Source organism: Bradyrhizobium sp. SZCCHNRI1009 (assembly GCF_032487575.1).
Classification (GTDB): domain Bacteria; phylum Pseudomonadota; class Alphaproteobacteria; order Rhizobiales; family Xanthobacteraceae; genus Bradyrhizobium.
Genome location: NZ_JAUEUL010000006.1, coordinates 43,772 through 56,832, shown reverse-complemented (window position 1 = coordinate 56,832; position 13,061 = coordinate 43,772). Strand labels below are relative to the sequence as shown.

Here is a 13,061-nt window from a genome sequence, read left to right as displayed (position 1 = left end):
TCACGCGCGGAGCGAGCCCCGCGCGTGATCGATTGACCGCTCGATGCGGCGCGATGCTCAACCCTTGACGGCCGTGACCACGATCTCGATCAGCGCGCCGCCGCCGAGATCGGAGACGCCGACCGTGGCGCGGACCGGCAGGTCGTCACCGAAGAACGCGGTCCAGGCCGCATCCATCTCCTTCTTCTTCGACAGGTCGGTGACGAAGATCTGGCCGGAGACGACGCGCGTCTTGTCGGTGCCGGCCTCCTTCAGGAAACCATCGATCTTGCCGAGGATGTTGCGGGTCTGCTCGCTCATCGACACCGAGGTATCGTCGGCGATGGTGCCGCCGATGAAGACGAATCCGTTGGCCTCGACGATGCGGTGATGAATGGCGGAGCGGATCTTGCGGGTGATCGTCATCATGTCCTCATGTCGTTGATGAAAGAGTGGACGTCTGAAAGCGCGCGATGCTGAGACCGCCGATGCGCGTCTGCGTGCCGCCATGGGCGATCAGCTCGGCCATCACGGCGCCGGCGCCGGGGCCGAGCTGGAAGCCGTGCGCGGAGAAGCCGAACTGGTGATACAGCCCGTCGTGAACGGCGCTCGGCCCGAACACCGGAATGTCGTCGCGCATGCGTGCCTCGATGCCGGCCCAGGCGCGCACGATGGTCGCGCTGCGCATGACAGCGAACAGCTCCGCGACGGTGCGCGCGCTCTCCGACAGCTTGCGCCAGTCGAGCACGGTCTCGTTGCGGTCCTGATCGGGGATGGCGAGGTGTCCACCGCCGATCAACACCGTGCCGTTGGGGAACTGCTTGAACGACAGCTTGCGGCCGCGCAGGATGACGACGGGATCGATGAAGTGAGCCACCGGCGAGGTGATCATCAGCATCGGCGCGATGGTCTCGACCGGCACCGGCTCGCCGAATTGCGCGGCGATCCGTCCGGCCCAGGCGCCGGCGGCGTTGACCAGCACCGGGGCGGCAAACGTCTCGGAGCCGACGTCGACAAGCCAGAGCTTGCCGTCCTTGCGGATGTTCGCCGCAGCCACGCCCTCGCGAATGAGCGCGCCGAGCTGCTCCGCCTTGCGGCGGAACGCCGTCGTGGTGCGCGCAGGCTGCGCCGCGCCGTCCCGGCGAGATACAACGCCGCCCGGACAGCTCTCCGCCACGGCAGGCACGAGGCGACGCAATTCCGAGCCGTCGATCAGCTCCTCATGGCTGAAGCCGCGTGCGTTGAGATCGGCGACGCGGACGCGGCAGGCGTCGAGCTCCGAATCGTTCTCGGCGACCAGCACCTGGCCAAAACTCTCGAAACCGCAATCATCGTCGACGAGGTCGCTGATGGTCTCCCAGATGCCCATCGAGCGGATCGACAGCGGAATCTCCGCGACGTCGCGCGCGAGCTGCCGCACGCCGCCGGCGTTGACACCGGAGGCGTGGCGGCCGGCATAATCCTTCTCGATCAGCACCGGCTTCAGCCCGGCGAGACACAGATGCAGCGCGGTGGAGCAGCCGTGGATGCCGCCACCCACGATGATGGCATCCGTCTTCACCGTCATCCGCGCACCACGGCCTTGGTCGCCTCTTCGGTCTTCGGCAGGCCTGCGAGCTCGGACAGCATGATCGGCTTCACCGGCGCGCGCAGCCGGTAGTAGCCGATCTCCTGCGGGGTCTTGCCGCGCGCCTGCGCCATCAGCTCGGTGACCGTGAGGCCACACAGCCGGCCCTGGCACGGCCCCATGCCGGTACGGCGATAGGCCTTGAGCTGGTTCGGTCCGGTGGCGCCGATCGCGACGGAGTCGAGCACATCTCTGGCGGTGATCTCCTCGCAGCGGCACACGATGGTGTCGCCTTGAGGAATACGGAACTGCTTTGCCGGCTGGAATAGAACGTCGAGGAAGGCGCGAGCGCGCTCGGCACGTTTCAACTGCGCTGAATGGTCCAGAACCTGTGCCTGGGGCCGCAGCGCCTTGATGGCGCTTGCTGCCGCGATACGGCCCCGCCACAGCGCCGCCTGCGCGCCGCCGATCCCGGCGCCATCCCCGGCAATGGCGATGCCGGGAATGGAGCTGTTACCGTCAGCGTCCAGCACGGGTGTCCAGCAGAGCTGCAGCTCGTTCCAGCGATGCTCGACACCGGCCGCCATCGCCAGGTTGACGTTGGGCACCACGCCCTGATGCAGCAGCAGCAGCTCGGCCGGCAGCGTCTCGCGCTGGCCACCTGCGGCGTAAGTGACGGAAGCGAGCTTGCCGTCGCCGCTTGCGGACAATTCAGTGACGCCCTTGATCACCTGCACCTTGGCCGTGACCTCCCGCACCATCGCCAGACCCTTCAAGAAATAGGGCGAGGTCATGAACGCGAAGGCATGCGGCAGCGCCGCCATGTAGTTGGCGCGCGGCGTGGTATCGAGCACGCGGTCGATGCGGCCTCCGAGCCGCAGGATCTGGGCGGCGAGCAGCCACAGCAGCGGCCCCTGTCCCGCGATCACCGTCGGACCGTCCGGCACCAGCCCGGACGATTTCAGCATCGTCTGCGCTGCGCCCGCCGTCATCACGCCCGGCAGGGTCCAGCCGGGAATCGGGAACGGCCGCTCCTGCGCCCCGGTCGCGATGATGACTCGCCTCGCCTTGATGAAGGCCGAACCGCCGCCGATGGAAACACCGAGTTCGAGATTGCGATCGAGGCTCCACACCGTGGCGCGAGGGATGATCTCGGCGCCGCTGGTCTCCGCGGCTTTCGCGATCTCGGCGCCCGACCAATAGTCGGTGCCGAGCAGCGCCTCGCGCTTCACCGGCGTCGCATGGATCGCGCGCCAGACCTGCCCGCCCGGGCCCGCATTCTCGTCGAGCAGCAAGGTCGACAGGCCGGCGCCGGCGGTCGCGGCCGTCGCGGCCAGCCCGGCAGGACCGGCGCCGATCACCACGACGTCATATTCATCATGCTTCGGCGCCGCGCTCATTTGCCGATCTCCCGCTTGCCCTTCTGGATCTCGATCTGCATGCCCTCGGCGACCGGCACGAGACAGCCTTGCCGGTTGCCGACGCCATCGATGGTGACGAGGCAGTCGAAGCACACGCCCATCATGCAATAAGGCAGGCGCCTTGCGCCGCTCACCGCAGTGGCGCGCCGGACGTCGAGGCCGGAGGCGAGCAGCGCCGCCGACACGGAGTCACCCTCGCGCGCGGCAATCGGCTGGCCCTCGACATGGATCGTCACCGATCCCCTCGCATCACCCTCAGTTCGTTTGAACATCATCGTCTCCATGGCGCCCTGCGCCGTCATCTCTCAGTAGTAGCCACTGCCGCCCGCTCCCGCTTCGCTGTCGAAGCGGCGGGCTGTGAACGCGCCGACCAGCTCCGGCTCCAGCGCGCCGTCCTTGACCATGCGCGCGATGTCGAAGGCGTGGTTCGCCGCGAGCGTCACGCCGGAATGGCAGCAGGCGACGAAGGCGCCCGGGTGGATCTCCGACTGCTCGTAGATCGGAAAGCCGTCCTTCGGCATCACGCGGATGCCGGTCCAGCTTCTGACGACGTTGAGGCGCGCCAGATGCGGGAAGGTGCGCTGGGCGCGATCGGCCATGACCGCGTTTACGGAAAAGTTCTGCACGCGGTCGTCGAGCTCGTCCTCCTTGCTGTCGCCGATCATCACCGTGCCCTCGTCTGTCTGGCGGATCGTGGTCAGCGGATGCGGCAGGAACGGCATCGTGCGCTCGGTCACGACGATCTGGCCGCGCGTCGGCCCCATCGGCGCGGACAGCCCGACCATCGGCGCCAGGGTCTGGTTGGCATTTCCTGCCGCGAGCACGACCTTGGTCGCGCGGATCTCGCCTTGCGCCGTCGTCAGCCTGAACTCATTGCCGTCCCGCGCGATCGCACCGACCGCGCGCTCCGGCAGATAGTCGACGCCGAACTGCCTCATGCCGGCGTGCAGGGCGCGGAAGGTGCGCAGCGAATTCACATGACCGTCATAGGGACAGAAGCTGCCGCCGGAGACCTCCGGGCCGATCAGCGGCAGCATCTTCTTCACCTCGGACGCCGGCAGCATCTCCATCTGATAGTCGGCGGCGCCGACCTGGTTGTGCATGCGCGCGACGAGCTGGGTGCGCTGCTCGTACTCGGCCTCGCCGAGGGTGAGATGAAAGCCGCCGTTCTGCTGCAGCACCACGTCGAGCCCGGTCTGCGCCTTCAGCTCTTCGGCGAGCTTCGGCCACGCCTTGGAGCCGCGCACCGTCCAGCCGGTGTAGGCCGGCATGCCCAGGCCCTTGCTCTGCACCCAGACCAGCGCGAAGTTGGCGCGCGAGGCACGCTTGGCGATATCGCCCTCGTCGAGCACCGCGACGCGCTGGCCGAGCCGGCCCAATCCCCAGGCAATCGCAGAGCCGAGCAGGCCGCCGCCGACGACGGCGACGTCATAGTCTTTCGTCATAAGGTCTCCTATCGTCCGGCGTCGCCGCCTTTGGCGGTCAGCACGCGGTCGAGCCCGTAGAAGCGATCGAGCAGGATCAGGACGGTCATGGTGACGGCGATGACGCTTGCCGACACCGACGTCACCAGCGGATCGATGTTGTCCTGGATGTAGAGGAACATGCGCACCGGCAAGGTCTCTGTGCCGGGCGTCGCCAGGAACACGGTCATGGTCAGATCGTCGAACGACTGGATGAAGGCGAGCATCCAGCCGCTCACGATGCCGGGCAGGATCGCGGGCAAGGTGACGCGGCGAAACATGGTCCAGCCGTCGGCGCCGAGCGAGATCGCGGCCATCTCGATCGACCGGTCCATGCCGGTCGCGGCCGCGAGCGTCAGCCGCAGCGCGAACGGAAACACCACGACGACATGGGCGATCACCAGCGCCACGAACGTGCCGCCGATGCCGACGGAGGTGAAGAAGCGCAGGAAGGCGATGCCGAGCACGACGTGCGGGATCATCAAGGGTGACAGGAACAGCGCCGACAGCGCGTCACGGCCGCGGAAGCGATAGCGGCTGATCGCCAGCGCCGCCGGCACCGCGAACAAGAGCGCCACGCACGACGACAGCGCGCCGAGCCACAGGCTCACGCCGAAGGCGTGGACGAATTCCGGATAGTCGGCGAGCGCCCTGAACCAGCGCAGCGAGAAGCTGGTGATCGGGATCGACAGGAAACCTTCCGGTGTGAACGCGACCCAGCACACGACGACGATCGGCGCCACCATGAAGACGACGAAGACGGCATGGAAGATCAGCGCCAGTGGGCCGTTCCTGCTCATCGGAACACCTCCTGGTAGCGGCGCTCGATCAGCGCGTTGGAGCCGACGACGATCAGGACGAGCGCGATCAGCAGCAGCACGGCAACCGCGGCGCCGAGCGGCCAGTTCAGCGTATTGAGGAATTCGTCGTAGGCGAGCGTCGCCGCGACCTTGAGCCGGCGGCCGCCGATGATCGCCGGCGTCGCAAACGCGCTTGCGGACAGCGAGAATACGATGATGGCGCCCGACAGCACGCCCGGCATGATCTGCGGCAGCACGATGCGGCGGACCACCGTCAGCGAGCTTGCACCCAGCGACAGCGCCGCGTTCTCGACCTGCGGATCGAGCCGCTGCAGCGCGGTCCATACCGCGAGCACCATGAACGGCATCATCGCATGCGCCAGCGCGATCACCATGCCGGTCTCGGTGAACATGAACCTGATGGGTGACTCGATCAGGCCGAGCGTCATCAGCAGCTTGTTGGCAAGCCCGTTGTTGCCGCCGAACAGGAGTGCCCAGCCGAGGGTGCGCGCGACGACCGAGATCAGCAGCGGGCCGATGATCACCAGCAGGAAGAGGCCCTTCCACGGCCCCTGCATGCGGTTGAGGATGTAGGCCTCCGGCACGCCGAACACCGCCGTGATCGAGGTCGCCAGCACCGCGACGCGGAAGGTGCGCCAGAACATCTCCGCGTAGTAGGGATCGTCCACGATCTCACGCCAGTTCTTCAGGATGAACACCGGCTCGATGCCCTTGTACTGGCCCCAATCGTGGAACGACAGCATCACGGTCATCGCCAGCGGGATCACCACGACGCCCAGGAACAGCATCAAGGCCGGCAGCGCCAGCGACAGGCCGGCGCGCGTCTCCGACGGGTTGGACGCGATGGTCGCGCTCATGCTGCGGCCTTCGCGGCGCGCAGGCTCATGTCCGAGACCTGCCAGACGAGATGCACCGCGGCGCCCTGCTCCGGCTGCGGCAGGCCGTCATTCTGGCGGATCACGATCGCCGGCCCGCATTCGGTGTCGCATTGGAACAGCCAGTGATTGCCCTGGAAGATGCGGCTCGTGATGCGCCCCGCAAGACCGGCGTCGCCGAAGCCGATGCGCTCGGGCCGGACGCTGACGGCGACGGAGCCGGCGACGCCGGCCGGCGCCGGCACGCTCCACGATCCCGCGACCAGTCTGGCCTGCCCGGAGGCGCAATCCACCATCGCGGCAAACTCGTTGGTCTTGCCGAGAAACTGCGCGACGAAGGCCGAGGCCGGCTGCTCGTAAACCTGCTGCGGCGTGCCGATCTGCTCGATCCTGCCCTTGCTCATCACCACGATGCGGTCGGACAGCGACATCGCCTCGATCTGATCATGGGTGACGAGGATGGTCGTGGTGCCGAGGTCGCGCTGGATCTGGCGCAGCTCGATCTGCATGTCCTCGCGCAGGCGCGCATCGAGATTGGACAGGGGCTCATCGAGCAGCAGCAGGCTCGGCCGGATCACCAGCGCGCGCGCGAGCGCAACGCGCTGCTGCTGGCCGCCGGACATGCGGCGAGGATGACGGTCCTCATAGCCGGCAAGGCCGACCAGCGCGAGCGCCGATCGTACGCGCTCCTCGCGTTCCTTGCGCGCGACTTTGCGCATCTCCAGACCGAACGCGACGTTCTCGGCGGCGGTCATGTGAGGAAACAGCGCGTAGCTCTGGAACACGATGCCGAGGCCGCGCTTCGCCGGTGGCACCGCGACGAGATCCCTGCCCTCGAGGCGGATCGCACCATGTGAGGGATCGAGGAAGCCCGCGATCATCTGCAACGTGGTGGTCTTGCCGCAGCCGGAGGGGCCGAGGAACGAGATGAACTCGCCCTTGGCGACGCCGAGGCTGAACTCTTCGACGGCCGTGTTGGGGCCGAAGGACTTGCCGACGCGGTCGAGTTCGAGGAGGGACATGCTTTGGATCCAGATGGGCGAGGAATACTGGCGCTCCGCGCACGGTGCACCTCCCTTCCCCTTTAGGGGAAGGGAGAACACCGCCGTCAACGAGAGAGGCTCGCAACAAGCAACCGGTTAGCGCTCGACCTCGCGATTCCAGCGCTTGGTCCATTCCTCGCGCTTCTCGTTGACCACGCTCCAATCGGGCGCATAGACCTTGGCGGCGCGTTCGCCGATCGGCGCCATCGCGCCCACGCCCTCGGGGATCACGACGGATTTCACGACCGGGCCGTAGCCATATTCCTTCAGCATCGTGAGCTGGATCTTCGGATCGAGCAGCAGCTTGATGAAGCTCGAGGCCAGCGGCGAGACCGACGGCTTGGCGATCGGACACGCCGTCGTCAGCAGGCTCACGGCACCTTCTTTCGGATAGACGAAATCGACCGGAAAGCCGGTGTTGGCGAAGCTCTGCACGCGACCGCTGCCCCACACCGCGATGACCGCCTGCCCCGATTGGAACAGCTCGGTCATCTTGCCGGGCGACGGCTCGTAGGCCAATACGTTGGGATTGATGTCATTCTTGAAGATCTTGAAACCGGCATCGACATTGCTCTCGCTGCCGCCGTTCATCTTCGCCAGCATCAGAAGCACGTTGAGGCCGTAGGTGTTGTTGATCGGCGGAATGACGAGCAGTTGCTTGTATTTCGGATCCTTGAGATCGTTCCACGAGGTCGGCGCGGCCCAGCCTTTCTCGGCAAACACCTTCTTGTTGTACATCAGGCCGGTGGCGACGAGGCCGATGGCGACCGCCTTGTCATCCTTGAAGCGCGCGACCTCCAGCAGATCGCCGGGCAGTCCGGTGACCTTGTCGCAGAAGCCGAGCTGGATCGCCTGGTACATCGGGCCGTCATCGACGATCGCGACGTCGATCTGCTGGTTGCCCTTCTGCGCCTGCAGCTTGGCGAGGGTGTCGGTGGAGTTGCCGGCGACGTATTCGACCTTGACGCCGTTGGCCTGCTCGAACGGCGGGATCACCTCCTCGCGGATCGTCTTCTCGAACGAGCCGCCATAACCGGCGACATAGAGCGTCTTCTGCTGAGCCCAGACCTGCGAGGCCGAGGCCAGGACGGCGACGCTGACCGCCATCAGGAGTTTAGGGTGCTTCATTGGACCGATCTCCATCATCTTGGATACGAGACGGTATAAAAAAACCGCCCCAGGGAGATCGGCTTGCCCGATGGCATCCGCAGATCCAGGAAACCCGGAGCTGAAGAGCCTAAAAAACGAGCCTTCCCTCACCCTGCCAAAAAAGATCGCAGCAGAGGCTTTGATCGTCCAATGAATAATGGCACCCTATTCATACGTAAATGTTATGGATGTAAGGACGTATGGCGCGGATCAACTCGCGGCAGGTCGAAGCCTTCCGGGCGATGATGCTGAGCGGCAGCGTCACCGAGGCAGCCAAGCTGATGGCGGTGACGCAGCCGGCGGTCAGCCGGCTGCTGCGCGACCTGCAGGCGCTGCTCAAGATGGAGCTGTTCGAGCGGCGCGGCACCGGCCTGGTGCCGACCGCGGCAGCGACGGCGCTCTACATGGAGGTCGAGCGCTCCTTCGTCGGGCTCGATCGCATCACCGCGGCCGCTGAGGAGATCCGTGGCCGGCGCACCGGGACGCTGCGCATTGCCGCGCTCCCCGCGCTTGCCAATGGCTATCTGCCGCGGCTCGCAGGCCACTTCCTGCAGGAGCGCCCGAACCTCAACCTCGCCTTCTTCGGCGTGATCTCGCCGATCGTGATCGACTGGGTGCTGAACGCGCAATGCGACGTCGGCTTTGCCGAGGTGCCGATCGCCCATGCCGGGCTGCCGAGCATCAAGCTGCCGGCGCTGCCGCGCGTCGCCGTTCTCCCGGCAGGCCACCGGCTTTGCGCGAAGACGATCTTGGTGCCGCGCGACTTCGATGGGGAGACCTTCATCTCGCTGTCGTCTGGCTCCACCAGCCGGCATCTGATCGATCAGATCTTCCATCGCGAGGATGTCAGGCGCGTGCTGCGGGTCGAGACGACCCTGTCGGAAATCATGTGCGGGATGGTGTCGTCGGGACTGGGCGTCTCGATTTGCGATCCGTTCACCGCGCGCGAATTCGACGGCCGTGGCGTGGTGATGCGGCCCTTCGCGCCGCGCATCGACTTCGAATTTGCCGCGGTGTTTCCGCCGCAGCGCAGCCCCTCGCCGGTGGCGCTGGACCTTGTCCAGTCGGTGCGACAGGCCCTGGAAGAGCTCGGCCGGTCGTCGATCCCTGGAGAAACCGGGTGAGGCCTGGTGGGCGAACCTAGGACCCGCGGATTGTGATCGAGAGTTCTGCCGGTTTGACGGCAGGATTTGATTGCATCGGAATCTTCGTCAGCTCTGTCATGATGCTTCTAGTTGTACGCCCTGACGTTGTTCGACGCAGTTCGATCAAGATCATGTGTGCCCAAGAAAGGGGGAGTCGCTCGTTGATTCTGATCAAGGCTGAGAGCCGTCAGCGCGGTAGCAACGTGCAAGACTGACATTTTCCGACGGATCACCATGGCGCTTTCTATACAATCAGAAGGCCGGGTACTCGCGGTCCGCGGCGCCGTGGTTGACGTGGAGTTCCCCGCCGCCGAGCTCCCCAAGCTAGGCGACGCGCTTCTGGTGGATTGGGACCTGCCCGAAATCCTGATCGTTGAGGTTCAGGCCCACCTGGACGAGACGACGGTGCGCGGCGTCGCCTTACAGGCAACTGCCGGTCTGAAACGGGGTGCGCGGGTGCAATCGACAGGTGGACCGATCAGCGTTCCCGTCGGCGACGCAGTGCTCGGGCGCCTGCTCGACGTGACCGGGCGCACGCGGGACAACGGCCCCGCATTGCCCGACGATCTGGCGCGCGCGCCGATTCACAATCCCGCACCGCCACTCGGCGAACGGAGCCCGGCCACGGCGATCTTCGAAACGGGCATCAAGGTCATCGATCTTCTTGCGCCGCTTCCGCAGGGTGGTAAAGCCGCAATGTTTGGCGGCGCCGGCGTCGGCAAGACCGTGGTGGTGATGGAATTGATCCACGCCATGGTTCAGAGTTACCAGGGCATTTCCGTGTTTGCCGGGATCGGCGAGCGCTCCCGCGAGGGGCATGAGCTGCTGTTGGAAATGCGCCGATCCGGGGTGCTCGATCGCAGCGTGCTGGTTTACGGCCAGATGAATGAGCCGCCGGGTGCCCGCTGGCGTGTCGGGCTGACGGCGCTGACGATCGCCGAATACTTCCGCGACACGAAGCGTCAGAACGTTCTGCTTCTCATGGACAACGTGTTCCGGTTCGTGCAGGCCGGGAGCGAGGTGTCCGGCCTGCTCGGGCGCTTGCCGTCGCGCGTCGGTTATCAGCCGACCCTTGCCACGGAAGTCGCCGCGTTGCACGAACGCATCGCCTCGGTTTCGGGCGTCTCGGTGACCGCCATCGAAGCGGTCTACGTTCCGGCCGACGACTTCACCGATCCGGCGGTGACCGCGATCTCAAGTCATCTCGACAGCATGATCGTGCTGTCGAGAACGATGGCCGCCGAGGGCATGTATCCCGCCGTCGATCCCTTGAACTCGTCCTCCATCCTGCTTGATCCGACTGTGGTTGGCGACGAGCACTATCGGATCGCCGAAGAGGTGCGCGAGACGATTGCACACTATCGAGAACTTCAGGACATCATCTCGCTGCTCGGAATCGAAGAGCTCAGCGCTCAGGACCGGCTGGCTGTTGCACGTGCCCGACGCCTGCAGCGTTTTCTCACTCAACCGTTTTCCGTGACCGAGGCGTTTACGGGGGTGCCTGGCCGCTCGGTTCCCCTGGCAGAGACGCTCAAGGGCTGTCAGGCGATCCTTGGCGGTGACTGCGATCAGTGGACAGAGAGCTCGTTCTATATGATCGGCGGCATCGACGACGCGAGGGCCAGGCAGCCTCAGGAAAAGTCCGAGGAGCCGGCGAGATGAGGCTCCTGATCACCACACCGACTGCAATCGTGATCGACGAAGCAAACGTTTCGAGCGTTCGCGCCGAGGACGACAGCGGCAGCTTTGGAATTCTCGCAGGTCATGCCGACCTTCTTACTGCTCTGAACATCTCGGTGGTCAGTTGGCAAGGCGCCGACAGGCGCCTACGCTACTGTGCGGTGCGGCGGGGCGTGCTTTCCGTGACCGGCGGCGCCGAGATCGCCATCGCCACACGCGAGGCGATTGCCGGCGACGATCTCGATCGCCTTGAAGTGATCGTGCTCGATGAATTTCGCAAACGAAGCGAAACCGAGCGCGCGTCCCGAACGGAGAATCTCCAACTGCAGATGAAGGCCATCCGGCAGATCGTCCACTACCTGCGTCCCGACAAGCGCAGTTTGATGGAGGGCGGCTCGTGATGGTCGGTTCGAAGCCGAACGGTGATCCCACTCCTGATGGATTGACCAAGGCGGTCCGCGACCGACGCGCGCGATGGGAGTCTTGGCGTAGCGATGGCGACTCATCGGTGGTGCGATTTGTCGGCCAGATCGGCGTGCTCGGCTGGATCATCGTCGCACCTACGCTGATTGGCCTGTTCGTCGGCCGCTGGATCGACCGTTGGCTCGGGACAGGCATCTTCTGGAGCGCGCCGCTCCTTTTGCTCGGGGTGGCGGCCGGCTGCTGGTCGGCCTGGCGATGGATGCATCAGCAATGAGCCATGCCGTCATGCACGACTATCTCTTCATTGCTGAGGCAGCTGGCTGGATTGGTGCTGGTGGCCTGCTGGGGCTGCTGCATTTCGCCTCCTTGCGATGGAACGTACGCTTCCTCATCGGTGGCCAGCCATTCTCTTCGCTCGGACTGCAATTGCTTCGTTTCGCTGCGACAGGTGGAGCCATGGTGCTCGTCACCAAATCGTTTGGAGCGATGCCCCTCCTTGCCGGGACCCTCGGCCTCCTGACCGCGCGAAACGGACTTCTTCGGCCGGAGACGCGACGATGATCGGTTCACCCCTGACCGCAAAGGTCGTGTTCACGATTGGGCCAGTCGCAGTCACCGAGCCCGTCGTCGTGACCTGGGGGCTCATGGCCATCCTCGGCGTGGGTGGCTGGCTCGCCACGCGCTCGCTCTCGCTGCGGCCCACCGCTGCCCAGGCGATCGTCGAGACGGTTGTCGACGTCATCGAAAATCAAGTCCACGAGACCATGCGCGTGGCGCCGGCGCCATATGTCCCGATGATCGGTACGCTCTTTCTCTTCATTCTGGCGGCAAATTGGTGCTCGCTGATCCCCGGTGTCGAGCCGCCAACTGCGCACATTGAAACAGATGCGGCGCTGGGGCTCATCGTGTTCGTCGCCATCTTCTACTTCGGTGTTCGGGCACGGGGGCTGGTCGGATATCTCAAGACCTTCGCCGAGCCCACCTTCATCATGGTTCCCCTGAACATCGTCGAAACGTTCACGCGAACGTTTTCGCTGATCGTGCGCCTGTTCGGAAACGTGATGAGCGGTGTTTTTGTCGTCGGCATTGTTCTGTCCCTTGCCGGTCTACTCGTGCCTATTCCGCTCATGGCGCTCGATCTCCTGACCGGCGCGGTTCAGGCATACATTTTCACCGTTCTCGCCATGGTATTCATCGGCAGCGCGTTGAACGAGGGACGCGCTCCCACGAAAGGGAAGTCATCATGAACTGGATCGAGATTGTCAGCATCTTTGCAGCGGCCATGGCGGTCTCTTTTGGAGCGATTGGGCCGGCACTTGGCGAAGGTCGCGCGGTCGCCGCAGCAATGGATGCCATCGCCCGGCAGCCCGAGGCGGCGGGGACGATCTCGCGCACCCTCTTCGTCGGTCTTGCCATGATCGAAACCATGGCAATCTACTGTCTCGTCATCGCGCTGCTCGTGTTGTTCGCCAACCCCTTCATCCATTAGGCCGAT

Annotated in this window: 16 protein-coding genes; 7 read left to right on the top strand and 9 right to left on the bottom strand. The window is 65.2% G+C overall.

Translation table 11 applies throughout. The annotated features are described in order from the left end of the window. Positions 1-57: 57 nt before the first annotated feature. The 9 genes from QX010_RS13110 to QX010_RS13070 form a co-directional block, all read right to left on the bottom strand. Positions 58-405 carry a RidA family protein gene (locus QX010_RS13110; protein ID WP_316179892.1) on the bottom strand — a complete coding sequence of 116 codons (348 nt, stop codon included), beginning with the start codon at positions 403-405 and terminating at the stop codon, positions 58-60. Positions 406-412: 7 nt separating this feature from the next. Next, on the bottom strand, positions 413-1,546 hold the full coding sequence (locus QX010_RS13105; protein ID WP_316179891.1) for an FAD-dependent oxidoreductase: 1,134 nt from the start codon (positions 1,544-1,546) through the stop codon (positions 413-415). Then, positions 1,543-2,946: an NAD(P)/FAD-dependent oxidoreductase gene (locus QX010_RS13100; RefSeq protein WP_316179890.1), complete on the bottom strand. Its 1,404-nt coding sequence runs from the start codon at positions 2,944-2,946 to the stop codon at positions 1,543-1,545. Before QX010_RS13100 ends, QX010_RS13105 begins: the two co-directional genes overlap by 4 nt. Next, positions 2,943-3,239 (bottom strand): (2Fe-2S)-binding protein, encoded by a 297-nt coding sequence (locus QX010_RS13095; RefSeq protein ID WP_315803744.1) that lies wholly within the window; start codon positions 3,237-3,239, stop codon positions 2,943-2,945. Before QX010_RS13095 ends, QX010_RS13100 begins: the two co-directional genes overlap by 4 nt. 33 nt (positions 3,240-3,272) lie before the next feature. Continuing rightward, complete coding sequence (locus QX010_RS13090; RefSeq protein WP_316179889.1) at positions 3,273-4,412, bottom strand: FAD-dependent oxidoreductase; 1,140 nt, start codon at positions 4,410-4,412, stop codon at positions 3,273-3,275. An 8-nt stretch (positions 4,413-4,420) separates the two neighbouring features. Beyond that, positions 4,421-5,230, bottom strand: a complete 810-nt coding sequence (locus tag QX010_RS13085; protein WP_315803746.1) for an ABC transporter permease — start codon at positions 5,228-5,230, stop codon at positions 4,421-4,423. Beyond that, on the bottom strand, positions 5,227-6,108 hold the full coding sequence (locus tag QX010_RS13080; RefSeq protein WP_316179888.1) for an ABC transporter permease: 882 nt from the start codon (positions 6,106-6,108) through the stop codon (positions 5,227-5,229). The genes QX010_RS13085 and QX010_RS13080 overlap by 4 nt, the downstream gene beginning before the upstream one ends. After that, positions 6,105-7,148, bottom strand: coding sequence for an ABC transporter ATP-binding protein (locus QX010_RS13075; protein WP_316179887.1), 1,044 nt, complete (start codon positions 7,146-7,148; stop codon positions 6,105-6,107). Before QX010_RS13075 ends, QX010_RS13080 begins: the two co-directional genes overlap by 4 nt. Positions 7,149-7,265: 117 nt before the next feature. Beyond that, positions 7,266-8,297 carry an ABC transporter substrate-binding protein gene (locus tag QX010_RS13070; protein WP_315803749.1) on the bottom strand — a complete coding sequence of 344 codons (1,032 nt, stop codon included), beginning with the start codon at positions 8,295-8,297 and terminating at the stop codon, positions 7,266-7,268. A gap of 221 nt (positions 8,298-8,518) precedes the next feature. Between QX010_RS13070 and QX010_RS13065 the strand changes: the two genes are divergently transcribed. The 7 genes from QX010_RS13065 (at position 8,519) to QX010_RS13035 (ending at position 13,055) form a co-directional block, all read left to right on the top strand. Continuing rightward, the gene (locus tag QX010_RS13065) at positions 8,519-9,442 is read left to right on the top strand and encodes a LysR substrate-binding domain-containing protein (protein WP_316179886.1); all 924 of its coding nucleotides are present in this window, start codon (positions 8,519-8,521) and stop codon (positions 9,440-9,442) included. A gap of 255 nt (positions 9,443-9,697) precedes the next feature. Beyond that, positions 9,698-11,125, top strand: coding sequence for a F0F1 ATP synthase subunit beta (gene atpD / locus QX010_RS13060; RefSeq protein WP_316179885.1), 1,428 nt, complete (start codon positions 9,698-9,700; stop codon positions 11,123-11,125). Then, entirely contained in the window at positions 11,122-11,544 is a 423-nt protein-coding gene (locus tag QX010_RS13055) for a F0F1 ATP synthase subunit epsilon (protein WP_316179884.1), read from the top strand. The genes atpD and QX010_RS13055 overlap by 4 nt, the downstream gene beginning before the upstream one ends. Further along, the gene (locus tag QX010_RS13050; protein WP_315803805.1) at positions 11,544-11,840 is read left to right on the top strand and encodes an AtpZ/AtpI family protein; all 297 of its coding nucleotides are present in this window, start codon (positions 11,544-11,546) and stop codon (positions 11,838-11,840) included. Before QX010_RS13055 ends, QX010_RS13050 begins: the two co-directional genes overlap by 1 nt. Further along, entirely contained in the window at positions 11,837-12,127 is a 291-nt protein-coding gene (locus tag QX010_RS13045; RefSeq protein ID WP_315803753.1) for an ATP synthase subunit I, read from the top strand. Before QX010_RS13050 ends, QX010_RS13045 begins: the two co-directional genes overlap by 4 nt. Then, positions 12,127-12,813, top strand: a complete 687-nt coding sequence (locus tag QX010_RS13040) for a F0F1 ATP synthase subunit A (RefSeq protein WP_409997954.1) — start codon at positions 12,127-12,129, stop codon at positions 12,811-12,813. Before QX010_RS13045 ends, QX010_RS13040 begins: the two co-directional genes overlap by 1 nt. Continuing rightward, positions 12,810-13,055: a F0F1 ATP synthase subunit C gene (locus tag QX010_RS13035; protein ID WP_315803755.1), complete on the top strand. Its 246-nt coding sequence runs from the start codon at positions 12,810-12,812 to the stop codon at positions 13,053-13,055. The genes QX010_RS13040 and QX010_RS13035 overlap by 4 nt, the downstream gene beginning before the upstream one ends. The last annotated feature ends 6 nt before the right edge of the window (positions 13,056-13,061 follow it).